Below are 26,582 nucleotides of genomic sequence, written 5' to 3'. Positions count from 1 at the left end.
CCAAAGCAGGCAGCGCAACAGACCTATCTGTAGGGGGTCAATTTTGGACGCCGATCCCCCGGCTTAGGGGGTCAATATTGCAAGCCGAATGACAGGCAAAGCTGCCAGAATCCGAACACCGATGATGTCGAAATCAATCCGGCTCTCCCTCGCGTTGGCCTTCTTCTCAGCGGCAAGGTCGAACGCAAGCTCAAGCAGCCGACGCACCTGGTTGCGTGATGCAAGAAGATGGACCGCGGCGAAAAGCACGTCAGGCGCCGCCTGAACCGCCGTTCCGAGCGCCTCCAGCCTAACCTCCCGGATCGCACTGCCGGCGACAATCCGTTCCTTCAGCGCGTCCAAAAAATCGGAGCGCAAGGATTTCCGCATGGCTTGCCAGAAATCCGCCTCTTCCGGCTTATCCAGAACCGCTTGCGCAATCGCACGCCATTCTGCGTCCGTGACATTGGCCGCGCGCTCGGCGAGCCGTATCCAAAGATACGTTAGGTCCAAGGCATGCGCATGATCGCGAATGGCGGTCCAGCCGTCCTTCTCCCGTCTCTCCGCGAGATAGCATTCGAGGAAGTCGTACGCCGTCTGTCCATCTTCGGCGATACTCTCGTAATAGCGATCTTCGGCATCACCGTCGCACTCGCCGTTTGCCAATTTGAGCTTGAAATCGTCGTCAGGCTTGCCGGCGAGTTCCTGTCGATAGGAAACGGCCCGGGTTACAACAGCCTCAAATCCGCCGAGATCGGGAAGTGCGCCTACGGCAATGGGATTGGTATTCGGATTATAGCCGTCACGAACGATGGACAGCGCCGCATCCATGAACGCTTGTGTCAGGCCCGGGCACAGCTGCCCAACCTGCTCCGCAAATTGAGCGGGGTAGGACGGGTTGTGGTGAGGCAATTCGCGCGTGATGAACGCAACGCAAATTGCCCGTGTCCTGTGATCGGCCGCGACCTTTCGAAACCACTCCGGGGACCTCTCCGGCGCCATCCAGCTACTGAAGAACCAATGTTCCTTCGTCCTGTCCTGATGCGTAAGCCATCGAGCGACTTCCGCAGGGATCGAATCTTCAGAGCCTACGGATACGGCAAGCTTGAGGTCCTCCCTGAAATCAGGTCCGGTTGCCGCCAATCTTTCATCGATCCAGGCATCCAGTTGCGCCTGCCTTTTAAGCGGAAGATCAAGTAGAATGATCGAACGTTGCCTTACAGCCTGGACCAGATGCGCGGCACCCTCCCGCCCCCAATCCGAATCTGCAGGCTTGTCCAGATCGATCAAGACTGCGACAAGATAGGCCAAAACCCGGGCCGCCAAACCCGGCTTTTCCTTGAGAGCTTCTTCGAGACCGAGTTCGACGCGCGGATGCTGGTAGGTCAACGTTGGCCCGGCCTGCCGCAAATTTCGGCCCGCGATCAAAAAGTTCAGGAAAGGCTCAAGACCGTCCTCGAGGTCACGCTGACGTTTGGTCAAACCCGCCTGGATGTCGGGCAGCACATTGAACGTTTGACGTGCTCTCGACTTGAAAAGGCCCCAGGTAATGGCCGCCCACGCCCATGTCATGCGTTGGCGGACGTTGTGTATGAGCGCGGCCTCTATCGAACTCTGATGAGCATCGGACAGGCAACGGGCGATGTATTGGCCTTCATTCTCGTCCTTTTCTAACCCGTCGGCGAGGACAGCGAAATAGCGATGCATCTCAAGCGGCGTCGCGAGCCGCTCGACCGCGTCGTTCCGAGAGCGGAGCACGATAGGCTGAAGGTTTGGCGGAAGGCCCGGCAGGCGATTTTCGAAAAGCCTGGTTCGCTCGGCTTCACCATAATTCTCGTCTTCGAGCGTGACGATCCACTTTCCTTTGAGCCGTAGCCTGCTTTCATGCAGCACATCTGATCGGCTCGTGATCACGAATTTCCTGCCGGGAGCGGCGGACTGGAGAATCTCGGCAATCGCGCCGTTCCAGGGCGCGGAAGTCGGCTCTAGCCGAAAGCGCCCCCAAGGATCCTCAATCTCGTACACCACACCCCGCGGATCCGGATCGTCGGTGATCTTTTCCGGGCCGCCCTGCACGACGACATGTTGGATTCCTGGTATCCGGTTGCGCAGGTGAGCGACGAGCGCCTTGGCCGCGCGTGTCTTTCCGGTTCCTGATGCTCCGGTGATGACGACCGCGTGCCTTGTCTCAAGAGCGGACGTCAACTCGTCCCAGTTAGTTGGAGGGACGAAGCCTTCCAGAGCGGCCGATTCTCCAACATAGCCACCGGCCGCGATGATCAGACGCTCAAGCTCGGCACGGGGCCACAAGCCCTGAGCGGCGCCCCGCATGCGCAGGAGGGCTTCGCTCCGCAAGAACTGCCTGCAGCTCTCCAGATTGGAATGGGGCACACGAAAGCGCTGACTCAACAAACGATCGGTGCGTCCGTTGACCTTTTCCTGATCCATTGCACCAAGAACGGCAACGCGGCCGCCGGCATCCGCCGGGAGGGATTTTGCCATGCCGGCAGGTATTCCGCTTTCAGGAGGCCACACCCCAAAGGTCTCTACCTTCAACTGCCGGGCGACCCCATCGAGATCGGCGCTGGTAACCAGAAGATACCGGACACCAGGATCGGTGAGCCGTTCGCGAGCCGACTGGCGCCTCTCACCGTGCGCAAGCAGCCGGCTTAAGTCTTCGTGCTTCCATGGACCGGTGTTGCGCAGCTTGCACTGCAGGACCAAGCGATAACCGTCCAGTGCCGCAGATTCCGAGAGTGCACTCGGCCCATCCCCAACATCGGCCTCAAGGTCTTCCTCGCTTGCCGGCTCAAGGACGATCTCCGAAGCCACCTTGCGGGCAAGAACCAGATCAAGCGCCGCCAGTATTGAGACGTCCAGTTGATAGACATAGCCTTCGAGCGATCGCCCGCCGCTGGACGGAGAGACCTCTTCCCTCATCTGGGGAACGGTGAATGGTTCATTCATCGGCCATCACGGAAGAACCGATGGTCGCAAGGATGGCTTGGGCTGCCTGCATCGTGGACTCTGCGGTCAATTGGGTCGAACTCGTCCTGTCAGCCGCACCCGCGTGCACCACGCAATCGCAACTGCGCCAAGCCATATATAGGAGAAATGACGGGAGCAGCGAAAGCCAGGACATCGGCGACCGCACAATGGCGACGCCTTTTCTGCAAGGCGCCCGCGACTGACACCCTCGGGATATCCGGTAGGCACCAATCCTATCGACCGATGCTGCAAAAAAGACCAGCGGCCGGGACGTATCGCCCAGCCGCAAAGCTTCGTGTATCTGGTTTACCCGCGGCTAGGCGCCTTCCTCAAGACGCAGGTGTAGCACAAGCGCCATTCGATCACGCCAAAGTTCCGATCAATATTCGCCGGGCATCCATGGCCTGATCTCAGATGTCATGGTCCCGCCTTCGAAGCCAAGACACGACGGAAGCTGGGATCTCGCCTCCACAGCTCCCTTCGCCGGCCTTGCGGGTACGACGGCCTTGCGCCGCAGGCCGTCGCATTTTAGGTGCTACTCCGCAGCACTCCGTTGCGCCGCCAGCATCGTGATTTGGCGCAAGCTGTCCCAGAACGCGGGCCGCACCGTCATGGTCTGATACTGCTCGTCGGTCCTGCCGAGCCGCAATTGACGGCCATCCGGCGCGAACGCAATGTACAGCCTCGTCGGGCAGTCCTCGTGCTTGCCCCAGCCACGCAGGGTAGCCACGTTCTCCGCCGACAGAAAGCGCTTCACTTCAGCGGCCTCAGCCAGGAGTTCATGCGCCTTCCTAACCTCCTTTTGCAGGAACTTGGCCATCTTGCGCTTCTCTTCCGCAGGAAGGGTCGCAAGATGCTGTGCATACGTCTCACCGAAGTCGACCAGCCGCAGGCGCGTCTTGCAGACGCTAAGGCGGTCCTGGATCGGCTTTGCCTTCGGCTCCAGCATGATATGGCCGATGACCGGACCATAGACGATGCTGTCCCGGACGACGACTTCCCGTTCTTCGCCATAGCGATCCTTGGAGACGGCACGTCGTTCGTGCTCGGTTCGCAGTCGCTGATCTGCGCGAATATGATGCCATAGATCGAAGTCGATCACGATCGGAATACGCCGCGCGATGATTTCACGTACCCGGTCGATCTCCTTGATCGTCTCCATGTTGTGTTCAATGACCGCGATGGCGTCACCCACCTGCCCAAGGTGAGACAATAGGAACGCCTCGGTTCGCCTCTCGTCCTGCTCGCGGCGGAATGCGGCATAAGCCGCCGAATGGCCTTCAAGGTTGAACGAGGCAAAGCACTCCGGCCCAATGATCCTGATCGCCTGCTCATCGGGAAACCACGCAATCATGCCCGCCTTGTAAAATTTTGGGTGCCGCGGCGAGCAGATCGGGCATGGAGACCATTTGTGGCGGTTCAGATCGCCGCAATGGGACGACGGAAGATGAATCTCGTCGAGGTAAACAACCGGCCCATCCTTAGGCGGAGGGGCGTGCGTGTGGCCCCTCCACAGATGGGGGGTGCCGAAGGCTTTTATATAAGCTTTGATTTCCGCGATGACGTCGTCACCGGGCCGCGTAGGAAAGATTGCCTTGATCTCCCAGGCCGAAGCCGGGATGTCGATCTCTTCCGACATTCAAACTCCTTTTCATTTTACGCGATCCTCCCTGAACGGCTTCGACTTCGTTGTCGATTTGTTCTAAATTATGTCCGCCGGACGCTGAGTCGCAACCGGCGACTAAGCTTTTCCCAACGGTTCACAATGACGTTGTGCGCTGGTGTGTTTGGTTTTGCCCTTTCAAGGCAAGCCGGCTCGATCCATTGGCGCGGCAAGTTGCGTCGGCGAGAGCTTCTGCTCCGTCAAGCCGGCGACTTGGGCAAGGATTCGTCGCCTGCCCTGTGCTTCTCATCAGCACGATTGAACGGGTTATGATTCCCTTCGAACGATTAAGAATATCCTAAAATTCTACGCAACCGTGCGAGGGGGATTTTGATGAATCAGCTAGCTTACCCCCTGGGGCGCAACATTGTGGTTATGAGCCATGAGCGTCGATGACTACATGAAACGGATGCTCGCCGATAATGCCGCCATGCAGCGCGCGATCGGCGTTGCGGATCCGCTCGGGCAGCATCGGAGCATTCTCGATGCGATCAGCATGCAGGACCGATTTTCGGACATCGACCGGGTAAGCCGCCAGATTGCCGGCTTGGGAGCCATCGACCAGAAACTATTGGATGCGGCCAAAGGCATTAACACCTTCGACACCGCGCGGCTTACAGGAGCGCTCAATCTCGATATCGCCGGAATAGGCGCTCTCGCTGCCGGCGCCGGCGATCATCTCAAGCTGCTCGCGGGCCCGCTTGACGATCTGCGCAATGTTGGCTCCGTCGCGGAGCTTGCATCCTTGCGAGCCGATATCCTGGCTATGAAAGATATCTATGCCGGGTATGCCGACCGTTTTCGCTTGCCCGGCTACGACGAAATGGACCGGCTCGCCAAGGTCGCGCTTGGAGCCGGATCGGCAGCTCATCACCTTGCAGATGCCGCAGCGGCAAGCAAGGCCCTTACCTCCGCAGTGCAGTCGATGCATACGCCGTGGCTCTTGCGCGATAATGCCGCCCAATCCGTCCTTGCCTTCGCAGAGATCCAGGCCATTGGCCACGGCTTGCGAAACTTCGCGCCCTTCGATGCCACGCTCTCGGATACCCTGCGCCTCTCGCTTGGCGATTGGCGAGACATCCCGTCCTTCCCACCCGCGATCTTTGACAACGCCGTGGCGCGTTCGGCATTCTACGTCGCACGCGGCTTCAATCCGGACCTGACCGAATTCACCGCCGAGGCCTTTGACGAAACCACAACCATCGCCGGGCTCGATGCCGAGGACTATTCCGAAACCGTGGATGATGAGGAAACAGGCCTTGTTCGCACCAATCGCGCCCACGACCGGTTGCAGCGCTTTGAGAGGCAGCTGCGCGTATTCATCGATCGCCTGATGACGGCCGAATTCGGCGCAGAATGGACCAAGCGCCAAACACCGTCCGGCATGCTTGATAGTTGGAAGAACGCAAAAGAGACCGCGATGGCGCGGGGCGGCGAAGATGAGCCGCTGATCGCGTATGCCGATTTCACCGATTACATCAAAATCATCGAACGCAGCGACAACTGGAAAAGGGTTTTCGCGGCCGTCTTCAATCGCCGCGAAAGCGTGCAAGAATCATTCTTCCGTTTATTCCCCATCCGCATTTCGGTCGCACACGCGCGCATCATCACGCTAGACGACGAGATGTACTTGAAAATCGAAATGCACCGCCTGAGCAAGGCCATCGAGGAAAAGCACTAAGAACAGCGGCTCTCGGCGAGAGGAGCATTGCGCTACTTTATTCCTTTTATCAACTAACCATAGCTTCGAGCCGAATCCTCGGCAGAGCGCATAGCCACCCAGCATGATCCTTAAATCGTGCGCAAGTCGCTGGCTGGCCCAAGTAGAGGCGCGCGCCTCTCAGCGCTCTTCCTGAGCGTCGCCGATGCGACCGGAAAATATCGGCACCCATCTTAATGGAATGCCACCACGAACTTGCTTGAGGTGGTTGCGCGGCGCGCAAGGGGTACCTTGAAAGTCAGACTGAGCGCATCGGAACCGCCTAGCGAGCACATAAACCGGCTCGACGGTAGTAGCTACTTGGTAGCTATTATTGCGCAGCAGGTCTCGGCATTTCCTCTAAATATTTGATTTACTTGGTACAGTTGGGTGGGCTCGAACCACCGACCTCCTGTTCCACAGACAGGCGCTCTAACCAACTGAGCTACAACTGCATCCTTGCGAGCCGCGCCTTGGGGGCTGCCTGAAAAGGCCTGACGCCGAGGGGGCTGAACGGGGCGGAAACTAGGTGCAACGGCCGTTTTTTGCAAGGCCGCAAAACCCGTTATTTGCCCCTCTTCAGGGCGATAAATCCGCAGATTTGGTCGTGTGTCCGCGATTTACCTCGTGAGACCTGATCCCCTCACCCGGATCGGTCCGGACGATGCTTCGCATCGCCGGGCGGACGATGCTTCGCATCGCCGGTGGGATCCGACCTCTCCCTCCGGGAGAGGTGAAAAAAACCCGGGCCGCTCGGCCCGGGTTTCTTAACTTGATCGATCCGCCGTTTTGATCAGGCGGCGGGCGGGTAGAGCTTCGAGGCGGAGGCCTTGATCGGCTCGGCGGTGGCGCTGGCGGATCGCTGGGCGATCTCGAACAGCTCCTTGGCCTGGGCCTGGAAGGTCTCGAGCTGGGTCTTGGCGTGGCCGCTCCAGAGCTGGAAGGCGTCGGTCGGCGACTTGATGCCGAGCAGCTCCTGGGTGAAGTCCAGATGGGCCGTGGCGTTGGCCTTGGCGAATTCCATCAGCTTGGCGGTGTACTCGTTGGCACCCTTCTGGGCCGAGGCGAACACGGCCTCGATGGTGCCGTTGTGGGTCTCGGCCGCGTCCTTGAACTTGGCGTAGGTCTCGCGGGCCTGCGAAACGCCCTTTTCGGCGAATGCGCGCACCTGCTCGGGAACCTCGAACGGAATGATCGAGGCAGAAAACGGATCAGTCGCACCTGTCATGTTGGTCCCTCACGCTAGTGAAAAATGGAGTGAGCCTTCTGGCGCGCCCGCCGGCCAACCGGGGCCATTTCTTGTTACGCGATGGCGGGTACGAAGACTGGAAACGCAGAACAGCGAGATGGCTCGTCCAGCGCCCAGTAGTATCCCTGCCTAACATGTCAACATTGTGCGGCGCAATGTGACACGGGGGTGCGTCGCGATAATTTAATCCAGAAGGTGAGGTTCCCGCGCAGGGGAACCGTGGGTTGAGGTGCGTGCGTCATTTTCTGGGGGGCTCTTACCCTCCCCTCGAGGGGGAGGGTCGATCGCGCGGAGCGCGAGCGGGGTGGGGTGATCTCTCCACTCGGGCAGCACCTCCGGGGAGAGACTGTCACCCCACCTCGGTTCGCATTCCATGCGAACCGATCCTCCCCCTCCAGGGGAGGATGGGCACCGTTTGCTGGGCTACCCCTCCCTAGCCTTCCCCCGCATCCGCCTTCGCCCGAAGGCGGGCTTCGGCGGACAAGAGGGGGGAGGGAACGCAGCTTTGGCGCGGCACGATTTGTACGATGGACCCGCCGATTTCCCTCGCCTCCCCCGCTCACACCGAATCCTGCGGATGCAACGACGCGCCGCCTTGCGGGTTCGGCCGGATTAAGGTTATCGCGGCTTTAGACCGCTATGGTGCGGGCGGGGGCGTGGACCTGCCCGCGGCCACGGGCGATACTAACTCTTTCTTAAGGCTGCCATTCCCGGCAGGCCTGGCGACGTCGAGATACAAGCCGGTCGGATGACGAATTCGGATTTCCAGTTACGAGGCGTCGGCGATCCCAGGCTGTCCGTGCATGCGACCTCGCCCCTGCCGGCTTGGCTCTGGTCGCTCGACGGCTCGCGCGTGCTGTGGACCAATGCGGTCGGCGCAAGATTTTTCGGCGCGGCCAATGCGGCGGCGCTGGCGCAAAAAACGTTCGGACCTGCCGACAGCCATCGCCGCCAGGTCGCGCAGCTCGGCCGCCGGCTCTCCGCCAACAGTGCCGTCAGGCTGGAGCGGATGCGCGGCTTTGGCGCGGGCTTGGGCACGCTGATGACCTGCGCCTGCGCGCGGCTGTCCTTTTCCGATGGCACTGAAGGCGTGCTCGTCTCCGCGATGCATGCGGGCGCGCGCGCGATGCCGCTGGTCGAGCGGCTGCATGGTCTCGTCGACGGCGCAACCGTGCCGATGGCGGCGTTCGCGCCCGACGGCATGTTCGCCGGTGCCAGCGAGGCCGCGCGCCCCCTGCTCGGCTTTCGCGATCTTGGCGAAGCCGGCCTCGAGCAGGCGCGCTGCGATGCGCTGGAAAAGGGCCGTGTCGAGATGCCTGTCGGCATCGGCAACATGGTGCTGCAGCGGGTCGGCGTTGGCGCCGATGTCGGCCTGATCGCAATGATCGAGCCGGCGGCGGCGCAGGCTGCGCCTGCGGCCGAAAGCGTGCCGGAGCCTGCGCCGGAAGCGATGCCGGCTCCAGCGCCGCAAGCGCCTGATGAGCCCGCGCCGCCAGCTTCTGTCGAAACGCCAGCGCACGGGCCAGAGGCCGGGATCGCGATGTTCGATCCGTTCGCCGAGGTGGACGAGACGATCGCGGCCGCGCCGGAAACTCCTGAGGAAAACCCGCCCGCAGCCATTGTGCCGCCGCAAGCCGCGCCGATCACGAGCACCATGGTCGAGCCGCCTGGACATGCGAAGCCGCAGTCCGCATCTGCGGAGACACCGCGCCAGCATCCGCTGCGCTTCCTGTGGCAGATGGATGCGCAGGGTCGCTTTGTGCTGGCGTCGAGCGAATTCATCCGCCTGATCGGCGCGCACACCGCGGCCCGCTTCGGCCGGCCCTGGCACGAGATCGCCGACGAATTTTCGCTCGATCCCGACGGGCGCGTCGCGCAGGCGCTCGCCAGCCACGACACCTGGGCCGGCATCACCGTGAACTGGCCGGCCGACGGCGGCGAGCATCTGCCGGTCGAGCTTGCCGGCCTTCCCGTCTACGACCGCGAGCGCAACTTTGCGGGCTTCAAGGGTTTTGGCGTCTGCCGCGACCTCGACGGGCTGAACCGTCTGGATGCGCTGCGCCGCTACGAGCTGTTCGTCGAACCGCAGGCGCAGGAAGCGCCGCCTCCGGCCGAGCCGCCGCCTGAGCCTGAACCTGAAGCGCCCACCGCATCCGAGACTGCAACCGAACCTGAACCGCCTGCACTCACACCCGAAGCGAATTCACACCAAGCCGAATTGGAAACATCCGTGGAAACGCCTCCGAATGTCGTGCCATTCCGCGCTCCCGGTGACCTCAGGTCACCTTCGCCGACGCTGACGCCGGTCGAGAACAGCGCGTTCAACGAGCTCGCGCGGCAATTGTCCGAGCGGCTCGAACGCGAACGCGAGGCGATTGCCTCCGCAGCAGTCGAGCCGCCGGCGGACACGCCTGAACCGACGACGCCGCAAGAGCCTCTCATCACAGAGCCCGCGCTCTCGGAGCTCGAGGCGCCGCCGGCCGCGGCCGAATGGCTGACCGAGCCCGCGCCGCCCGCGCAGGGCCACAGCACGCGCGACCGCGCGCTGCTCGATCTGGTGCCATCAGGCATGCTGATCTACCGGCTCGATCGCCTGCTCTACGCCAACCCCGCTTTCCTCGCGCGCATCGGCTATGCGAGCCTCTCCGCGCTGGAAGATGCCGGCGGGCTGGACGCGCTCTACGTCGAGCCCGGCGTCTCGGGCGCGAGCAGCACGTCGCAATCCGGCACGCCGGTGACGATCTCCTCTGCCATCGCCAATGGCGAGCAGAAGCTGGCGACGACGGAAGCGCATCTACACACGATCGACTGGGACGGCGCCAGCGCGCATGCGCTGATCTGCGCGCTGCCGCCTGCAGAACCTGTCATGGCCGCGCCGCTTGTCGTCACCGAGACAATCGTGCCCGAAACCTTCCCTTATGCGCCGGACCTCGAGCCGGAGGTGGGCGAAGCCGACGCGGAAGATCTCGCCGCGATCCTCGATACCACCGCCGAGGGCATCGTGATGTTCGATGCCGAAGGCAACATCCACGCCTGCAACCGCAGCGCGGAGGCGCTGTTCGGCTATGACGGCGAGGCGCTGCTGCAGCTGAACCTGCTGACGCTGTTCGCGCCGGAGAGCCAGCAGATCGTGCTCGACTATCTCCAGAGCCTGAAGAGCCAGGACATTGCGAGCCTGCTCGATCACGGCCGCGAGGTGCTCGGCCGCGAGAAGAAGGGCGGCGTGCTGCCGCTCGCCATGATCATGGGCCGCACGCGGCCTGACGGCCCGAATTTCTTCGCCGTGTTCCGCGACCTCTCGCACGCCAAGAAGGACGAGAGCGAGCTGACGCAGGCGCGGCGCCTGGTCGACGGCGCCGCCAACGCCAAGGCCGACATGCTGGCGCGGATCAGCCACGAGATCCGCACGCCGCTCAACGCCATCATCGGCTTTGCCGAGGTGATGATCTCGGAGCGTTTCGGCGCGCTCGGCAATGAGCGCTACGGCGAATACATGAAGGACATCCGCGCCTCCGGCGAGCGCGTGATCACCATCATCGACGATCTGCTCGAGTTGTCGCGGATCGAGACCGGCAAGCTCGACCTTGCCTTCGCCAACCTCAATCTCAACGACCTCGTCGAGGCCTGCGTCACCGTGATGCAGCCGCAGGCCAATCGCGAGCGCATCATCATCCGCACCTCGCTCGCCCATGCGCTGCCGCAGGTGACGGCCGATGCGCGCGCGCTGCGGCAGGTGACGATGAATCTGATCTCGAACTCGATCAGGCTCGCCAGCGCCGGCGGCCAGGTCATCGTCTCGACCGCGCTGTCCGACCGCGGCGAGGTGGCGCTTCGCATCCGCGACACCGGTCATGGCCTCAGCGAAAAGGAAGTCGCCGCCGCGATGGAGCCGTTCCGCACCCCGCCGCCCGGCGATGCCTCCGATAATTCCGCGCTGAGCCTGTCGCTGACCAAGGCGCTGGTCGAAGCCAACCGCGCCCGGTTCAACATCAAGAGCGCAGGCCAGGGCACGCTGATCGAGGTGACGTTCGCGCCGGTGGCGGCGCGGGCTTAGGCCGCACGCACCGTATCCAGGAACTTGCCGACCTCGAACTTCAGCCGGTCGCGCAATAAAAAAGGGCGCGGCGCATTCGGCGCCGCGCCTTTCTTGAGTCCAGGCGTTCAGTTCAGCTGTAGATCTCGAACAGGCCGGCGCCGCCCTGGCCGCCGCCGATGCACATGGTGACGACGCCCCACTTGGCCTTGCGGCGGGCGCCTTCCTGCAGCAGATGGCCGGTCAGACGGGCGCCGGTCATGCCGAAGGGATGGCCGATCGCGATCGAGCCGCCGTTGACGTTGTACTTGTCGGGGTCGATGCCGAGCTTGTCGCGCGAATAGAGGCACTGGCTGGCGAAGGCCTCGTTGAGCTCCCAGAGATCGATGTCGTCGATCTTGAGGCCATGACGCTTCAACAGCTTCGGCACAGCGAAGATCGGGCCGATGCCCATCTCGTCCGGCTCGCAGCCAGCGGCTGCCCAAGCGACGAAGCGGCCGAGCGGCTTGAGGCCGCGCTTCTCGGCATCCTTGGCTTCCATCAGCACCACGGCGGCGGCGCCGTCCGAGAGCTGGCTGGCATTGCCGGCGGTGACGAACTTGCCTGGGCCCTTCACCGGCTCGAGTTTTGCCAGTCCTTCGAGCGTGGTCTCGGGGCGATTGCATTCGTCGCGATCGACCACGTAGTCGACGATGCTCTCCGCCTTGGTCGCCTTGTCGACCACTTTCATCTTGGTCTTCATCGGGACGATTTCGTCCTTGAACTTGCCGGCCTGCTGGGCGGCCGCCATGCGGCGCTGCGATTCCAGCGAATATTCGTCCTGGTATTCGCGGCTGAGCTTGTAGCGCTCGGCGACGATGTCGGCGGTGTCGATCATCGCCATGAAGATGTCTGGCGCGGTCTTGAGCAGCTCGGGATCGACCGATTCCTTCGGCGTGCCGCCGCCGGGGATCGAGATGCTCTCGGTGCCGCCGGCAACGATGCAGTCGGCGCCGTCGGAGCGAATCGAGTTGGCGGCCATCGCGATGGTCTGAAGCCCTGAGGAGCAGAAGCGGTTCACCGAGACGCCGCCGGTCGATTTCGGCAGGCCGGCAAGCAGCGCGGCCTGACGGCCGATATTCGGCGCGCCATGGGCGCAATTGCCGAGATAGCAATCCTCGACATAGTCCTTGTCGACGCCGGCGCGGTCGACCGCGTGGTGAATGGCGTGGGCCGCGAGCGACATCGGCGGTGTGATGTTGAACCCACCACGGCCGGACTTGGCAAGGCCCGTGCGCGCGTAGGAAACGATGACGGCTTCACGCATTGTTTTCTCCCTTTTGAACGATGGTACGGAGGCGTTCTGGGTGCCATTGGTACACAAAGTTTGGGGAGCGCGGGAGACATAAAGCGCCGCGCTGCATCAACAAAAACGCCGCCCCTCGAAAGAAGGGCGGCGTTGTTCCGCATGTCGGAATATATGATGGACGTCATTCCGTGGGGCGCGCGGCCCTATCCACTCGTCATGCCCGGGCTTGACCCGCCTGCGCGGCCGAAGCCGCTTCGGCGCGGCGAAGGCCCGGGCATCCACGTCTTGACGCAAGGAAGTTCGTGGATGGCCGGGACAAGCCCGGCCATGACGGCAAGTGACGATCGCTCGGCTAGAACGTCAACGCCTTGGCCTGCTTGACCTGCGGCAGGGCCTGCACCTTGGCGAGCAGGTCGGCCGGCACGGCGCCGTCGACCTCCACCAGCGCGATGGCGTCGCTGCCGGGCGCGGCGCGGCCGAGATGGAAGGTGGCGATGTTGATCTTGGCATCGCCCAGCAGGCTCGCGAACTGGCCGATAAAGCCCGGCTTGTCCTCGTTGGTGATGTAGATCATCGACTTGCCGAACTCGGCGTCGACGCGGATGCCCTTGACGTCGACCAGCCGCGGCTTGCCGTCATGGTAGACGGTGCCGGAGACCGAGCGCTCCTGGCGCTCCGTCGCCACCGTGACGGTGATCAGGCTCTCATAGTCGCTCTGGGCGGCGCGGACGATCTCGTCCACCACCATGCCACGCTCCTTGGCGATCACAGGCGCGGAGACCACGTTGATCTCGCCCAGCATCGGTCGCAGCAGGCCCGACAGCACGGCTGACGTGATCGCCTTGATCTTCATCTCGGCGACGTGGCCCTCATAGGTGATCTCGACCTTGAGAATGCCGGACTCGGTGAGCTGGCCGGCGAACGAGCCGAGCTTCTCGGCAAGCGCGATGAAGGGCTTGAGCTTCGGCGCTTCTTCCGCGGTGATCGAGGGGAAGTTGACCGCGTTCGAGATCGCGCCTGACAGCAGATAGTCCGACATCTGCTCGGCGACCTGTAGCGCGACGTTCTCCTGCGCCTCCGTGGTGGAGGCGCCGAGATGCGGCGTGCAGATCACGTTGGGATGGCCGAACAGCACGTTCGTGTTCGCGGGCTCCTCGACGAACACGTCGAAGGCGGCGCCCGCAATGTGCTTGGCGTTGAGCGCATCGACCACGGCCTGCTCGTCGACGAGACCGCCGCGGGCGCAATTGATGAGACGTACGCCCTTCTTCATCTTGGCGATCGCCGCGGCGTCGATGATGTTCTTCGTCTTCTCGGTGAGCGGCGTGTGCAGCGTGATGAAGTCGGCACGCTTCAAGAGGTCATCGAGCTCGACCTTCTCGACGCCGATGTCCTTGGCGCGCTCCGGCGACAGGAACGGATCGAACGCGACGACCTTCATGCGCAGGCCGAGCGCGCGGTCGGCGACGATCGAGCCGATGTTGCCGCAGCCGACGACGCCCAGCACCTTGCCGGTGATCTCGACGCCCATGAAGCGGTTCTTCTCCCACTTGCCGGCCTGGGTCGAGGCGTCGGCCTGCGGGATCTCGCGGGCCAGCGCCAGCATGAGCGTGATCGCATGCTCGGCGGTCGTGATCGAATTGCCGAACGGCGTGTTCATCACGATGATGCCCTTGGCGGTGGCGGCCGGGATCTCGACATTGTCGACGCCGATGCCGGCGCGGCCGATCACCTTGAGCTTGGTCGCCTTCTCCAGGATCTTTGCGGTCGCCTTGGTCGCGGAGCGGATGGCGAGGCCATCGTAATTGCCGATGATCTCGGCGAGCTTGTCCTTGTCCTTGCCGAGATTGGGCTGGAAGTCGACCTCGACGCCGCGATCTTTGAAGATCTGCACGGCAGCGGGCGAGAGCGCGTCGGAAATGAGAACTTTGGGTTTGGTCATGGATATGTGTCCTTCACACCCTCCCCTGGAGGGGGAGGGTCGGCGCGGAGCGCCGGGGTGGGGTGAAGCCGCAAAAAGAAAATCGCCGGTGCGCCGTGTGGAGAGATCACCCCACCCCGCCGCACCTGACGGTGCGTCGACCCTCCCCCTCCAGGGGAGGGTAAGAGCTTAAGCCGCCTTGGCTAGCGTGGCCTTGGTCTCGGCGAAGGCCCAGTCGATCCACTGCGTCAGGATCTCGACGTCCTTGGCCTCGACGGTGGCGCCGCACCAGATGCGCAGGCCTGCCGGCGCATCGCGGTAGTAGGCGAAGTCGTAACCGGCGCCTTCCTTCTCAATCAGTGCGACCAGCTTCTTGGAGAACTCCGCCTGCGCGTCGTCCGAGAGCGAGGTGATCGCCGGATCGACGAACTTCAGACACACCGAGGTGTTGGAGCGGATCGCGGCGTCCTTGGCCAGGAAGTCGATCCACGGCGTCTTCGCCTTCCAGTCGGCCAGCACCTTGGTGTTGGCGTCGGCGCGCGCGATCAGTGCCTTGAGACCGCCGATGGACTTGGCCCAGTTCAGCGCGTCGAGATAATCTTCGACGCAGAGCATCGACGGCGTGTTGATGGTCTCGCCGACGAAGATGCCTTCGTTGATCTTGCCGCCCTTGGTCATGCGGAAGATTTTCGGCAGCGGCCAGGCCGGCTTGTAAGTCTCGAGCCGTTCCACCGCGCGGGGCGACAGGATCAGCATGCCGTGCGCGGCTTCGCCGCCGAGCGCCTTCTGCCAGGAGAAGGTGACGACATCCAGTTTTGCAAAATCGAGCGGCTGCGCGAATGCTGCCGAGGTTGCGTCGCAGATCGTCAGACCCTCGCGGTCCGCTTTGATCCAGTCGGCGTTCGGCACGCGCACGCCTGACGTGGTGCCGTTCCAGGTGAAGATAACGTCGGACTTCGGATCGACCTTGGAGAGGTCGGGGATCTCACCATAGGCCGCGTTGAGCTTGGTGACGTCCTTGAGCTTCAGTTCCTTGACGATGTCGCTGACCCAGCCCTCGCCGAAGGATTCCCAGGCGAGCGTGGTGACAGGCCGTGCACCGAGCAGCGACCACAGCGCCATCTCGACCGCGCCGGTATCGGAGGCCGGCACGATGCCGATGCGATAATCGGCCGGCACTTCAAGCACTTCGCGCGTCAGATCGATCGCGAGCTTGAGCTTGGTCTTGCCGACCTTCGCGCGATGCGAGCGGCCGAGCGCTGCGTCCTTGAGATTTTGGGCGTTCCAGCCGGGGCGCTTGGCGCAGGGGCCGGAAGAGAAATGCGGCACGTTGGGCCGCGAAGCGGGCTTCGCTACAGTCATGATCTACCCTTCCAGATAGTAAGCCTCCCGTTGGGGGGAGGTGTCCCGCCGCGGCTGATACGGGAATCGGGAAGGCCAGTCAAGGAAGTTCCGGCGTCTCACGCTGGAGTGATGGCGCGTCCGGGGCGATGCCGGGGGCCTCGACGGACGCCAGCGCGTTCAGCAAGTCCGTGGCATCGCTGATCAATTGCGCGGCGCGACGGCGGCTGCCGACTTTCAAAATGCATTTGTCATTGGCCTGCACAACGTAATCGTTGCCGACCTTGATCATCGAATAGCTTGTCATTTGAAATCCCCGAACCGACCAAGCCCGGTTTCAGACGCAGCCGTAGCACCGTTCGTTCCTCGATCCACGTGAACGCCGAACGGGTAGTTTATCAGCTGTTAAGATGAACGAGCGTGCGATCCGATTTCGCTGATCGCCCAATGCCCAATGCGTGCTGCTTCAAAAGCGCACAGTCATGCCGGCATGACTCAACGCAAATCCGAGACGCTCGTAGAAGCGCTGCGCGTCAACGCGACTCGAATGCGTCAGCAATTCGACCAGATTGCAGCCGCGAGCTTTTGCTTCCGTAATCGCCCACTGCACCAATTGCTCGCCGATGCCGCGGTTGCGGCAATCGCTGGCAACGCGAACATCCTCGAGCAAGCCTCGGATGCCGCCTTGCGAGCTGATGCCTGCGAGCACCGCCAATTGCAGGCAGCCAACCACCCTGCTCTCGCTCTCGGCAACCACGAGTGTGAGATTTTGGTCGCGCTCGACGCGTTCGAATGCCGCGTAATAGACCGCAGACAACGGATCCTCGACGCGCTCGCGGGCGCGGCCGAGATGATCGTCGGCAAGCATCGCCACGATCGCAGGGACGTCCTCGCGGCGCGCGGGACGGATGGAAACGGACTTATCATTCATCGACGAGCACTCCAGACTCAGCGCGCGGGCGGAAGACCGAGATAGGCCTCTGCCTCACCAATCCAGCGGCGGATGGCCGCGTAACGGCCGAGTTCGAAGCCGCCTTCATGCGCCACACGCGTATAGGCGAGCAGCGAGACGTCCGCGAGCGAGACCGCATCGCCGGCAAAGAAGCGGCTCGCGGCGAGATGCGCCTCCATGCGATCGAGCGCAGCATAGCCGCGCTTGACCTTGTCAGGATCGAGCTCGGAGGCAGCCTTGCCGAGATAGACCATCTGGAAGCGGCACACCGCGATATAGGGCTCGTGGCTGTATTGTTCCCAGAACAGCCATTCGTCCATCTTGGCGGCAGCAAACGCGTCGCGCGGAATCAGCGCGCTGTCGCGGGCGAGATAGCGAATGATGGCGTTGGACTGCGCCAGCGTCCGGCCGTCGTCGAAGGCGACGGTCGGCACCTGGCCGGCGCCGTTCATCCTGAGGAATTGCGGCGTGCGCGTCTCGCCCTTGCGCGTGTCGATCTCGATCCAGCGATAGGGCAATGCGAGATGATCGCACACCCATTTCACCTTCAGACAATTGCCGGAATTGCTGTCGCCGTAAATCTGCATCGCTGCCGCCCCATGTGAGACGACAGAGCATCAGGACGTGACTGACCTGTCAACCGCAGTGCGGCGAAGCGGCGTCAGAACTTGTAGCCGAGGCCGAGGCGGACCGTATTGATGTTGGTTTCGATGTTCGAGGTCACACGCTGATATTCATATTCGGCGCGGGCGAACAGGCCGCCGACCAGCATGGCATCGAAGCCGATGCCTGCGGAATAACCATAGACCAGCGTGGTCTTGGACGCGCTGGACGGCGTCGACAGCACCGGGGGTGGAGAGGACGATACGAACCTGTCGACCGACTGGCTGCCGAAGCCGCCGCCGATGAAAGCGTAAGGCAGGAAGCATCCCCAGGCGTAGCCCGCGCGAACCCGCAGCGAGCCGAAATCGGACACACCGACCACCGCCGACGAATCGGTGCTGGCGATGACGACATTGCTGTTGTTGTAAGTCACCCCGCGCGAGCGCGATGTCGACTTGAAGCCGCCGTGAATGTAGTTCGCCTCGATGCCCATGACGACGTCGTCCCATTGCCCGTTGTAACCGGCAAAGGCGCCGTAGCCGGCCGACGTGCTCGTCGCATAGCCGAGCGGCTGCCAGTTATAGCCGGGACCCGGCGTCACGAAACCCGATTGCAGGCCGGCGTTGATCGTCGGCGAGATCTTCGACGTGATCGTGCCGAAATCGCCCTGGCCGCCAACGTAATAGCCCTGCCAGTTCGGCCGCCCGCTGGACAGACCGTCGGTGAAGCCGCCGCGCAGGACGGGCAGATCAGGCATATCGGCCGCATGCGCGGCTGACACCGTCCCCAACATCGCCGCCGCCAACAAAAGCCCACGCATCGCAACGCTCCATCGAACTCGAACTCTTCAGCGTGATCATGGCTCGTTAACCTTAACCAATGGTTGCGTCTGACCTTTTCGTCACTATCAGCCATGAAAAATATGCAAAGCAAAACGGCGCGGGATGATCCCGCGCCGTTAAGAGATGTTAAGCGATGAGGCTTGAAGCGATAAGGCTTGCGATCAGCCCTTGGTGACGAGCGGCGGCGGCACGTAGGCCGGCGGAGAGTTGAGCTCCCAGCGCACGCCCAGCTTCACGTCGTTCGACGTGATGCTCTTGACCTTGATGGTCGTGGGTCCGGAGATGCTGCCGTCAAACGCACGGAAGTTGCCTGGCGAAGCGTCGCCGAGATTCATGTAGCTGTAGGCCAGTTCGACGGTGAACCCGGGATTGACCTTGTAGGCGAGACCGGCATGGGCGGCCCATGCGAAGTTCCACTTACCGTTGGTGTCGAAATAGGTGACGCTGTTGGACAGCGCGCCGTTGGTGTAGCGGACGCCGCTGTCCTGGAAGCTCGAGAGCTGGTTGTAGGCGCCACCGAGGCCGGCGCCGATGAACGGCGTGATGCACCACCAGGTGCCGAGATCGACATAGGCGTTGGCCATGACGACCCACTCGGACTTGCTGCCGGTGTAGGTGTTGGCTTCGACGTCGGTCGGGCCGAGGCGGACGCTCTGCGAACCGTGCAGATTGGCTTTGCCGCGATACTGTCCGGTCACGTCGGCCCGGAACCAGTTGTTGAAGCGATAGCCGACACCGACGTCGAACAGCGGCGAGGAGTCGAAGCCGAGCCCCGCCGTCGTGGTCGGGAACGTCGCCGAGGTCGCGCTGTCGATGCTCTTGGCGTTCTGATTGGTCATCCCGATATCGCCGCGCAGATACCAGCCACCGAAATCGGCGGGCGGGGCGGGCGGCGCGTACATGGGGGGCGGAGCCGCGATCGGCATATCGGCGGCAAACGCCATCGACGAGATCAGTGATGCCGCACCCGCGGCAAGGAGAGACTTAACGCTACGCATTGGCTTCGTCCTTATTGGCCGGTGAGGCTGAATACGAGCGCCTCACGTTCTGGAAACTCACGAGCCGGACGATCGCACCAAATGTTTAAGCGCCACTTAACCCTAATTTTTAAGGTTGATTTTTTCTGACTGCACACGCGGATGCGGCGCAAGCGTTGCAAAAATGCGGCAGCCCATTCGCTGGAAGACGCCTCACACGCCGCAATTGCTAATGATTGGTGAAGCCGCAATGCGGCGAGGCAGGATCCGTTAACGCTTGTGCTGCGGCAGCCTGGGCAGGAACACCGCAAGCAGCCCGATCGCCGGCAGATAGGCGCAGACCTGATAGACGAACGCGATCGAGGTGTGGTCGGCGAGCTTGCCGAGCACCGCGGCCCCCAGGCCACCGATGCCGAAGGCGACGCCGAAGAACACGCCGGAGATCATGCCGAAGCGATGCGGCACCAGCTCCTGCGCGAACACGATGATCGACGACGTCGTCGAGGAGATGATCAGGCCGATGACGACGGACAGCACCGCGCTTGCGTACAGCCCGGCATAAGGCAGCGCCAGCGTGAACGGCAGCGCGCCGAGGATCGAGATCCAGATCACGATCTTGCGGCCGAAGCGATCACCGAGCGGTCCGCCGAAGAACGCGCCGACGGCGTTCGCGGCCAGGAAGATGAAGAGGTAGATCTGCGCTGTCTGCGTCGACACGCCGAAACGATCGATCAGATAGAAGATGTAGTAGCTCGACAGGCTCGAGACGTAGAGCTGCTTCGAGAACAGCAGCGCCACCAGCACGAGCAGCGCGACCGCGACGCGGCGCGAGCTCGGCCCGCCCGCCTGCGCATGAACCGGGGCCATCTTCTTCGTCGTGATCTGCGGTTCGTACCAGCGGCCGATGCGCCAGAGGATGAGAATCGCGAGGCCCGCGATCGAGGAGAACCAGGCGATGCTGCCCTGCCCGAACGGCACGACGATGAGCGCTGCGAGCACCGGCCCCATCGAGGTGCCGAAACTGCCGCCGAGCTGAAACACCGATTGCGCAAAGCCGTAGCGGCCGCCCGAGGCGAGCCGCGCGATGCGCGCCGATTCCGGGTGAAACACCGCCGAGCCGAGACCGACCAGCGCGGCCGCAACCAGGATGACGAGATATTGGTGCGCGGCGCTGAGCAGCAGCAGGCCGAAAAAGGTCGACGCCATGCCGATGGACAGCGAGTAAGGCTGCGCCTTCTTGTCGGTGTAGTGGCCGACCACCGGCTGCAGCAGCGAGGCCGTGAACTGGAACGCCAGCGTGATCATGCCGATCTGCGCGAAGTCGAGCGCATAGGTGTCCTTCAGGATCGGATACACCGAGGCGATCAGCGACTGCATGGTGTCGTTGAGGAAGTGCGAGAAGCTGATTCCGGCGAGCACGATATAGGCCGGTCCCGCGGCCGCTTTCGCAGCGGAGGGTGCAACGTCGCTGACGACGACGGGCTCGGTCAGCGTTTCCTCTGAGACGACGACAGGCTTGTTCACTGGAGCATCCCGGCGGGGGCGGCAGATGGCCGCAACTCGTTGGGTACGATGCTAATGGCTGCGGAACCACCGCCAATCGCAAATGGCTGGGATGCGCGGGTGCTCTCGTCACTTACCCTCCCCTGGAGGGGGAGGGTAAGAAAAGACTCAGGCCGCCGCCTGCCCCAGTGCCGAGACGATGGTGTCGACGACGTCCTCGACCAGGATGCGGTCTTCGCCCTCGCCCATGACGCGGATCACGGGCTCGGTGCCGGAGGAGCGGATCAGCAGACGGCCATGGCCGTTGAGGCGCTTCTCGCCATCGGAGATCGCCGACTTCACATCGGTATCGTCGAGCGGCTTGCCGCCCTTGTGGCGGACGTTCTTGAGGATCTGCGGCAGCGGATCGAAGCGATGGCAGACCTCGGAGACCGGCCGGCGCAGCTTCTGCACCACGGCCAGCACCTGCAGCGCGGCGACGAAACCGTCGCCGGTGGTGGCATAGTCGGATAGGATGATATGGCCGGACTGCTCGCCGCCGAGATTGTAGCCGCCGTTCAGCATCTGCTCGAGCACGTAGCGGTCGCCGACCGGCGTGCGCACCAGATCGAGCCCCTGCCCTTTCAGGAAACGCTCGAGGCCGAGATTGGACATCACGGTCGCGACGATGCCGGGACGCGAGAGGCGTCCGTCTTCCTTCCAGCTCTGCGCGATCACGGCGAGCAGCTGGTCGCCGTCGACGACGTGGCCGCGCTCGTCGACCAGGATGACGCGATCGGCGTCGCCGTCCAGCGCAATGCCGATATCGGCGCGCATCTCGCGCACCTTCTTCGACAGTGCTTCCGGCGAGGTCGAGCCGCAATCCTTGTTGATGTTGAAGCCGTCGGGCTCGACGCCGATCGGCACCACGTCGGCGCCCAATTCCCACAGCGCTTCCGGCACCACCTTGTAGGCGGCGCCATTGGCGCAATCGATCACGACGCGCAGGCCCTCGAGCGAAAGATCGCGCGGCAGTGTGCGCTTGGCGAATTCGATGTAGCGGTCATGCACGCCGTCGATCCGGCGGGCGCGACCGAGGCTCGCGCTTTGGGCCAGCCGCTTCTCGATGGGCTCATCGAGCAGCAGCTCGATCTGCTTCTCGACATCGTCGGACAGCTTGAAGCCCTGCGGGCCGAACAGCTTGATGCCGTTGTCCTCGAACAGATTGTGCGAGGCCGAGATCATGACGCCGAGATCGGCGCGCATCGACTTGGTGAGCATCGCGACAGCCGGCGTCGGCATTGGGCCGACCAGCAGCACGTCCATGCCGACCGAGGTGAAGCCTGCGACCATCGCGTATTCGATCATGTAGCCTGATAGCCGCGTGTCCTTGCCGATCACGACCCGGTGGCGGTGGTCACCGCGCTGAAACGCGAGGCCTGCGGCCTGGCCGACCTTGAGCGCGAGCTCCGGCGTGATCAGTCCGTTGGCGCGGCCCCGGATCCCGTCCGTCCCGAAATATTTGCGACTCATCATCGTCCCCCACGCAACAACCAGGGATCCCCAAAACAACCTCCGGGTGCCCTGACGGGACCCGCATCCCTGATTTGCTAAGGCCTTATAAGCCTTGCACCGCTAAATTGGCTTCAAAAAATATGATGAATCATTACGGAACCGGACCTGCCGACGCTCCGGTAACCTATTGTTAACATTATATTTCCGCTTTTCGATACCGATTTAAGCCGGAACCGGCTTCAGGCCTTTCGCTTGACATGGCCGTCCTCGCGGCTCGGCGCCGGCTGAGTGACGTTGACGGGGTCGGAGCCCGGAAAGGTCTCCTCCAGCCCCTCCTCCAGCGCGTCGTCGAGGTCCTGCTTCTGCTTGATCTCTTCCGGCGAAGGCCCAGTGCGCGGCTTGGTCATGGCACCCCTCTCGCAAACGATTTGGCTGTGCATCCAACCATGCTAGATGACCCCTAAACCTTCCGGTGCAAGACTCCTTGAGACAAGACTCCTTAAGACAAGACGCCTTTAAGACAAGACTTGGCGGGGAACGTTCATGAAGCACATCACCTGTATCGATGATCTTCGCGCGCTGCATAAGCGCCGCGTGCCGAAGGCGTTCTTCGACTATTGCGACCGCGGCTCCTATGCCGAGGAAACGCTGCGCGCCAATCGCGAGGACATGCAAGCAATCAAGTTCCGCCAGCGCATCCTGGTCGACGTCTCCAAGCGGGACACCTCGACCACGATCCTCGGCGAGAAATCGACCATGCCGCTGATGCTGGCGCCGGTCGGCCTGCTCGGCATGCAGCATGGCGACGGCGAGATTCACGCCTGCCGCGCGGCGCAGGCTGCCGGCATCCCGTTCACGCAGTCGACCATGTCGATCTGCTCGATCGAGGATATCGCGGCCGCCGTCGACAAGCCGTTCTGGTTCCAGCTCTACGTGATGAAGGACCGCGGCTTCATCAAGGAACTGGTCCAGCGCGCCATCGCCGCCAAGTGCAGCGCGCTGGTGCTGACCGTCGACTTGCAGGTGATCGGCCAGCGCCATGCCGACATCAAGAACGGCATGACGATCCCCCCCGAGTGGACGCTGTCGAAATTCATCGACTTCGCGACCAAGCCGGCCTGGGTCTCCGGCGTGCTGCAGGGCAAGCGCCGCACCTTCGGTAACATCGCAGGGCACGTGAAGAACACAGAGGACCTCAACCGCCTCGCGGAGTGGACCGCCTCGCAGTTCGACACCTCGCTGAACTGGAAGGATGTCGAGTGGATCCGGAGCATCTGGCCGGGCAAGCTCATCATCAAGGGCATTCTGGACGTCGAGGACGCCGAGGAAGCCGCCAAGACCGGCGCGCAGGCGATGGTGGTGTCGAACCATGGTGGCCGTCAGCTCGACGGCGCGCCATCCTCGATCGAGGTGCTGCCGGAGATCGTCGACGCCGTCGGCTCCAAGATGGAGATCATGTTCGACGGCGGCATCCGCTCCGGCCAGGACGTGATGCGCGCGCTCGCGCTCGGCGCCAAGTCCTGCATGATCGGCCGCGCTTATGCCTATGGCTTGGGAGCCGGCGGCCAGGCCGGCGTTGCCAAGGCGATCGACATCATCCAGAAAGAGCTGCTGACCACGATGGGCCTGTGCGGCGTCAACCGGATCGACGAGATCGACGATCATATTATCGCGGTGTGAGGCCGCGACGATGGTGTCCTTGCAATAACAACCGTCGTCCCGGACAAGCGCGCCACAAGCGCGCGCCGATCCGGGACGACAGCGGAGGTTGTCGCGGCAACTGCGCTCTATATCAGCCCTCGTCACATCGGCGGCGTAATTCCATCCCTGCCGACATTCACCCGGTTCGCTTCGAGCGTGCCGTCATCCTTCTTCGCCGCGCCGAAAATGATCAGCTTGGCGCCGGGCTTCACTTCCGACTTGTCGCTGGCGACGAAGGTGACGATCGGAGTGTCCGGCGGCACCACGACGTTCTTCTCGCCGTCCTTGTATTTGACCGTGATGTGCTGGCCGTCGGTGCCCCCGACCGTCTGCGCGACAGTGGCGTTGGTCATGGTCGAATTGGCGCGGGCATCCCAGGGACGGAAACCTTCGGCGGCGCCGCGCTGGTTCTCCGGGAAGATGTGCACGGCAATGGCCTTCTGCGTGCCGTCGGGCTCGGGCATCGCGGTGACGCCGATATAGGAGCCTGCCTTGATCTCGGCGAGTTCCGTCTTCACCACGGCGAAGACGGCGACGTTGTCGGTCATGCGCACCTTCACGTCGCTGCCTTCGCGCGTCTTGATGCCGAGTGTGCTGCCGTCGACGCTTTCGATGGTGCCGCGGATGCGGACGGTCGGCGCCTGCTGCGCCGAGACGGACGATGTCACGATGCAGGCGACGAAGGCTGCCGCGATGATGCGCGGCAGCCAGCTGTTCAGGTTTGGCATGATTGTCCCCTTCAGGGTTTACGGCGATCAATCACAGCAAACCCCATGCGACCGCCGCTATTCCGCGGACGCCTGATCACATCGGCGGCGTCAGCCCTTCGCGGCCAACGCTGACGCGATTGGTCTCGAACGAACCGTCAGGCAATGGCTTCATGAAGGCGATGACCTTGGCACCGGCCTTGAGCTCCGACTTGTCGCCGGGAACGAAGGTCACGACCGGTGTCATATCGGAGACGAAGACTTTCTTCTCGCCGTCCTTGTACTTCACCAGCAGCGTGTGGCCGTCATTGCCGACCACGCTGTCCGAGACCGTGGCATTGGTCATGCTGGAATTGGGCTTGAGATCGTAGGGCCGCGAGCCCTCGCCGGTGCCGCGCATGCTCTCTGGAAACACGTGCACCTCGACGGCGTTGTTGCCGCCATCAGGCCCGGGCACGGTGGTGGCGCCGACAAAGGAGCCGACCTTGATATCGGCGAGCGAGATCTTGGTGACGCCGACGACGCGCGCGTCGGAGGTGATATGGAGCTTGACGTCCTCACCGCTGCGCGACTTGACCAGCATGGTGTCGCCATCGACGCTCTCGATCGTGCCGCGCACGCGGGTCGGCACCGGTGCCTGTTGCGCGACGGCGGCGAAGGTGGAAGCCGCCACCATCGCAACAGCGATGAGCGGACGCGTGAAATTGGCACGTTGGATCGTCATTGATGTCTCCGATTGTCCCCACGGGGATAGAACTCCGGAGGCACCCGGCTATTCTCTCAAGTCTTTGTGAGATCGGCCTCGACCAGCGCGCGCAGCTCTGCGGTCACCTCGGGCCTCCGGCCGAACCACAGCTCGAAGCCGCGCACGGCCTGGTGCAGCAGCATGCCGAGCCCGTCGGCGGTCCTCAGCCCGCGCGCCCTGGCGGCCGCGAGCAGCGGCGTCACGAGGGGGACATAGACGAGGTCGGCGACGACGGCCTCCGGCGGCAGGCGTGCCACGTCGACCTCGAGCGCGCCCTGGCCGTGCATGCCGAGCGAGGTCGTGTTCACGAGAAGTCTTGCCCGCGGCAGGACATCGTTGATCCCGTCCCAGGCGAGCGGATGCACGTTCGGCCCGAACTGCGCCGCCAGCGCCTCGGCCCGTGCCAGCGTGCGATTGGCAAGATTGATGCGCTTGAAGCCGCGTTCGAGTAGCCCGAACACGACCGCGCGCGAGGCGCCGCCGGCACCGAGCACCAGCGCCTCCTCGGCCTTGTCCCAGCCGGGCGCGCTGGCGTCGAGATTGTCGAGAAAGCCTTCGACGTCGGTATTGGTCGCGCGCAGCTCGCCGTCTTCGAACCACAGCGTATTCGCCGCACCCACGGCCCTGGCGCGCGCATCGGGCGCCGACAGGTCGAGCACGGCTTCCTTGTGCGGGATGGTGACATTGGCGCCGACGAAGCCGCGCAGCGACAGCCGCAGCACGAAGTCGCGCAAATCATCCGGCGGAACAGCCTCGATGACATAACCGCCTGCGATGCCGAGCGTGCGCAGCCAGTAATGATGGATCAGCGGCGAGCGCGAATGCGCGGCCGGCCATCCGATCAAACAGGCTGCGGGCGGTTTGGGCGTGGTCATCCTTCCCTCGGGTCGTGTTTCG

General features: G+C 63.1%; 20 protein-coding genes and 1 tRNA gene. 3 read left to right on the top strand and 18 right to left on the bottom strand.

The genetic code is table 11. The features are described from left to right. Positions 1-63: 63 nt before the first annotated feature. Complete coding sequence (locus M2427_RS39415) at positions 64-2,946, bottom strand: hypothetical protein (protein ID WP_280712150.1); 2,883 nt, start codon at positions 2,944-2,946, stop codon at positions 64-66. 556 nt (positions 2,947-3,502) lie between these two features. Continuing rightward, entirely contained in the window at positions 3,503-4,606 is a 1,104-nt protein-coding gene (locus M2427_RS39410; protein ID WP_280712149.1) for a hypothetical protein, read from the bottom strand. 406 nt (positions 4,607-5,012) lie between these two features. On the opposite strand from M2427_RS39410, the gene M2427_RS39405 reads away from it, so the two are divergent. Further along, the gene (locus tag M2427_RS39405) at positions 5,013-6,311 is read left to right on the top strand and encodes a Swt1 family HEPN domain-containing protein (protein WP_280712148.1); all 1,299 of its coding nucleotides are present in this window, start codon (positions 5,013-5,015) and stop codon (positions 6,309-6,311) included. A 396-nt stretch (positions 6,312-6,707) separates the two neighbouring features. Here the strand turns inward: M2427_RS39405 and M2427_RS39400 are convergent. Then, positions 6,708-6,784 (bottom strand) — tRNA-His (locus M2427_RS39400). A gap of 338 nt (positions 6,785-7,122) precedes the next feature. After that, positions 7,123-7,557, bottom strand: coding sequence for a phasin (locus M2427_RS39395; RefSeq protein WP_280712147.1), 435 nt, complete (start codon positions 7,555-7,557; stop codon positions 7,123-7,125). Between the two features lie 769 nt (positions 7,558-8,326). Between M2427_RS39395 and M2427_RS39390 the strand changes: the two genes are divergently transcribed. Next, positions 8,327-11,632, top strand: a complete 3,306-nt coding sequence (locus M2427_RS39390; RefSeq protein ID WP_280712146.1) for a PAS domain S-box protein — start codon at positions 8,327-8,329, stop codon at positions 11,630-11,632. 112 nt (positions 11,633-11,744) lie between these two features. Here the strand turns inward: M2427_RS39390 and M2427_RS39385 are convergent, their stop codons facing one another. The 11 genes from M2427_RS39385 to M2427_RS39335 form a co-directional block, all read right to left on the bottom strand. Then, the gene (locus M2427_RS39385) at positions 11,745-12,917 is read right to left on the bottom strand and encodes an acetyl-CoA C-acyltransferase (RefSeq protein WP_280712145.1); all 1,173 of its coding nucleotides are present in this window, start codon (positions 12,915-12,917) and stop codon (positions 11,745-11,747) included. A gap of 334 nt (positions 12,918-13,251) precedes the next feature. After that, the gene (gene serA / locus M2427_RS39380; protein WP_280712144.1) at positions 13,252-14,841 is read right to left on the bottom strand and encodes a phosphoglycerate dehydrogenase; all 1,590 of its coding nucleotides are present in this window, start codon (positions 14,839-14,841) and stop codon (positions 13,252-13,254) included. A 168-nt stretch (positions 14,842-15,009) separates the two neighbouring features. Continuing rightward, positions 15,010-16,182, bottom strand: a complete 1,173-nt coding sequence (locus M2427_RS39375) for a phosphoserine transaminase (protein WP_280712143.1) — start codon at positions 16,180-16,182, stop codon at positions 15,010-15,012. Positions 16,183-16,261: 79 nt separating this feature from the next. After that, entirely contained in the window at positions 16,262-16,453 is a 192-nt protein-coding gene (locus M2427_RS39370; protein ID WP_280712142.1) for a hypothetical protein, read from the bottom strand. Positions 16,454-16,627: 174 nt separating this feature from the next. After that, positions 16,628-17,092 carry a GNAT family N-acetyltransferase gene (locus tag M2427_RS39365; RefSeq protein WP_280712141.1) on the bottom strand — a complete coding sequence of 155 codons (465 nt, stop codon included), beginning with the start codon at positions 17,090-17,092 and terminating at the stop codon, positions 16,628-16,630. Between the two features lie 17 nt (positions 17,093-17,109). Continuing rightward, on the bottom strand, positions 17,110-17,700 hold the full coding sequence (locus M2427_RS39360; RefSeq protein WP_280712140.1) for a glutathione S-transferase family protein: 591 nt from the start codon (positions 17,698-17,700) through the stop codon (positions 17,110-17,112). A 74-nt stretch (positions 17,701-17,774) separates the two neighbouring features. Next, positions 17,775-18,536 (bottom strand): outer membrane beta-barrel protein, encoded by a 762-nt coding sequence (locus M2427_RS39355; RefSeq protein WP_280712139.1) that lies wholly within the window; start codon positions 18,534-18,536, stop codon positions 17,775-17,777. 183 nt (positions 18,537-18,719) lie between these two features. Continuing rightward, positions 18,720-19,556, bottom strand: a complete 837-nt coding sequence (locus M2427_RS39350) for an outer membrane beta-barrel protein (protein WP_280712138.1) — start codon at positions 19,554-19,556, stop codon at positions 18,720-18,722. Between the two features lie 249 nt (positions 19,557-19,805). Further along, positions 19,806-21,059 carry an MFS transporter gene (locus M2427_RS39345; protein ID WP_280712137.1) on the bottom strand — a complete coding sequence of 418 codons (1,254 nt, stop codon included), beginning with the start codon at positions 21,057-21,059 and terminating at the stop codon, positions 19,806-19,808. 147 nt (positions 21,060-21,206) lie between these two features. Then, positions 21,207-22,550 carry a phosphoglucosamine mutase gene (glmM, locus tag M2427_RS39340; protein WP_280712136.1) on the bottom strand — a complete coding sequence of 448 codons (1,344 nt, stop codon included), beginning with the start codon at positions 22,548-22,550 and terminating at the stop codon, positions 21,207-21,209. 221 nt (positions 22,551-22,771) lie between these two features. After that, positions 22,772-22,939 carry a hypothetical protein gene (locus M2427_RS39335; RefSeq protein WP_280712135.1) on the bottom strand — a complete coding sequence of 56 codons (168 nt, stop codon included), beginning with the start codon at positions 22,937-22,939 and terminating at the stop codon, positions 22,772-22,774. Between the two features lie 136 nt (positions 22,940-23,075). Between M2427_RS39335 and M2427_RS39330 the strand changes: the two genes are divergently transcribed. Continuing rightward, complete coding sequence (locus tag M2427_RS39330; protein ID WP_280712134.1) at positions 23,076-24,212, top strand: alpha-hydroxy acid oxidase; 1,137 nt, start codon at positions 23,076-23,078, stop codon at positions 24,210-24,212. A 122-nt stretch (positions 24,213-24,334) separates the two neighbouring features. Here M2427_RS39330 and M2427_RS39325 read toward each other — a convergent pair whose 3' ends face one another. From M2427_RS39325 to M2427_RS39315, 3 genes are all read right to left on the bottom strand, one after another. Beyond that, positions 24,335-24,961 (bottom strand): hypothetical protein, encoded by a 627-nt coding sequence (locus M2427_RS39325; protein WP_280712133.1) that lies wholly within the window; start codon positions 24,959-24,961, stop codon positions 24,335-24,337. Positions 24,962-25,037: 76 nt separating this feature from the next. Beyond that, on the bottom strand, positions 25,038-25,664 hold the full coding sequence (locus tag M2427_RS39320) for a hypothetical protein (RefSeq protein ID WP_280712132.1): 627 nt from the start codon (positions 25,662-25,664) through the stop codon (positions 25,038-25,040). Positions 25,665-25,720: 56 nt separating this feature from the next. Continuing rightward, positions 25,721-26,560 (bottom strand): shikimate dehydrogenase, encoded by an 840-nt coding sequence (locus M2427_RS39315; protein ID WP_280712131.1) that lies wholly within the window; start codon positions 26,558-26,560, stop codon positions 25,721-25,723. Positions 26,561-26,582: the final 22 nt, after the last annotated feature.

It is taken from the genome of Bradyrhizobium sp. BR13661 (assembly GCF_029892425.1).
Taxonomy (GTDB): domain Bacteria; phylum Pseudomonadota; class Alphaproteobacteria; order Rhizobiales; family Xanthobacteraceae; genus Bradyrhizobium.
This window is presented reverse-complemented; position numbering and strand designations above follow the sequence as displayed.

What these genes read in the sequence shown, in the direction of transcription:
- M2427_RS39415 (WP_280712150.1), bottom strand. Translation starts at nt 2,946, where the DNA reads ATGAATGAACCATTCACCGTTCCCCAGATGAGGGAAGAGGTCTCTCCG.
- M2427_RS39410 (WP_280712149.1), bottom strand. Translation starts at nt 4,606, where the DNA reads ATGTCGGAAGAGATCGACATCCCGGCTTCGGCCTGGGAGATCAAGGCA.
- M2427_RS39405 (WP_280712148.1), top strand. Translation starts at nt 5,013, where the DNA reads ATGAGCGTCGATGACTACATGAAACGGATGCTCGCCGATAATGCCGCC.
- M2427_RS39395 (WP_280712147.1), bottom strand. Translation starts at nt 7,557, where the DNA reads ATGACAGGTGCGACTGATCCGTTTTCTGCCTCGATCATTCCGTTCGAG.
- M2427_RS39390 (WP_280712146.1), top strand. Translation starts at nt 8,327, where the DNA reads ATGACGAATTCGGATTTCCAGTTACGAGGCGTCGGCGATCCCAGGCTG.
- M2427_RS39385 (WP_280712145.1), bottom strand. Translation starts at nt 12,917, where the DNA reads ATGCGTGAAGCCGTCATCGTTTCCTACGCGCGCACGGGCCTTGCCAAG.
- serA (WP_280712144.1), bottom strand. Translation starts at nt 14,841, where the DNA reads ATGACCAAACCCAAAGTTCTCATTTCCGACGCGCTCTCGCCCGCTGCC.
- M2427_RS39375 (WP_280712143.1), bottom strand. Translation starts at nt 16,182, where the DNA reads ATGACTGTAGCGAAGCCCGCTTCGCGGCCCAACGTGCCGCATTTCTCT.
- M2427_RS39370 (WP_280712142.1), bottom strand. Translation starts at nt 16,453, where the DNA reads ATGATCAAGGTCGGCAACGATTACGTTGTGCAGGCCAATGACAAATGC.
- M2427_RS39365 (WP_280712141.1), bottom strand. Translation starts at nt 17,092, where the DNA reads ATGAATGATAAGTCCGTTTCCATCCGTCCCGCGCGCCGCGAGGACGTC.
- M2427_RS39360 (WP_280712140.1), bottom strand. Translation starts at nt 17,700, where the DNA reads ATGCAGATTTACGGCGACAGCAATTCCGGCAATTGTCTGAAGGTGAAA.
- M2427_RS39355 (WP_280712139.1), bottom strand. Translation starts at nt 18,536, where the DNA reads ATGCGTGGGCTTTTGTTGGCGGCGGCGATGTTGGGGACGGTGTCAGCC.
- M2427_RS39350 (WP_280712138.1), bottom strand. Translation starts at nt 19,556, where the DNA reads ATGCGTAGCGTTAAGTCTCTCCTTGCCGCGGGTGCGGCATCACTGATC.
- glmM (WP_280712136.1), bottom strand. Translation starts at nt 22,550, where the DNA reads ATGAGTCGCAAATATTTCGGGACGGACGGGATCCGGGGCCGCGCCAAC.
- M2427_RS39335 (WP_280712135.1), bottom strand. Translation starts at nt 22,939, where the DNA reads ATGACCAAGCCGCGCACTGGGCCTTCGCCGGAAGAGATCAAGCAGAAG.
- M2427_RS39330 (WP_280712134.1), top strand. Translation starts at nt 23,076, where the DNA reads ATGAAGCACATCACCTGTATCGATGATCTTCGCGCGCTGCATAAGCGC.
- M2427_RS39325 (WP_280712133.1), bottom strand. Translation starts at nt 24,961, where the DNA reads ATGCCAAACCTGAACAGCTGGCTGCCGCGCATCATCGCGGCAGCCTTC.
- M2427_RS39320 (WP_280712132.1), bottom strand. Translation starts at nt 25,664, where the DNA reads ATGACGATCCAACGTGCCAATTTCACGCGTCCGCTCATCGCTGTTGCG.
- M2427_RS39315 (WP_280712131.1), bottom strand. Translation starts at nt 26,560, where the DNA reads ATGACCACGCCCAAACCGCCCGCAGCCTGTTTGATCGGATGGCCGGCC.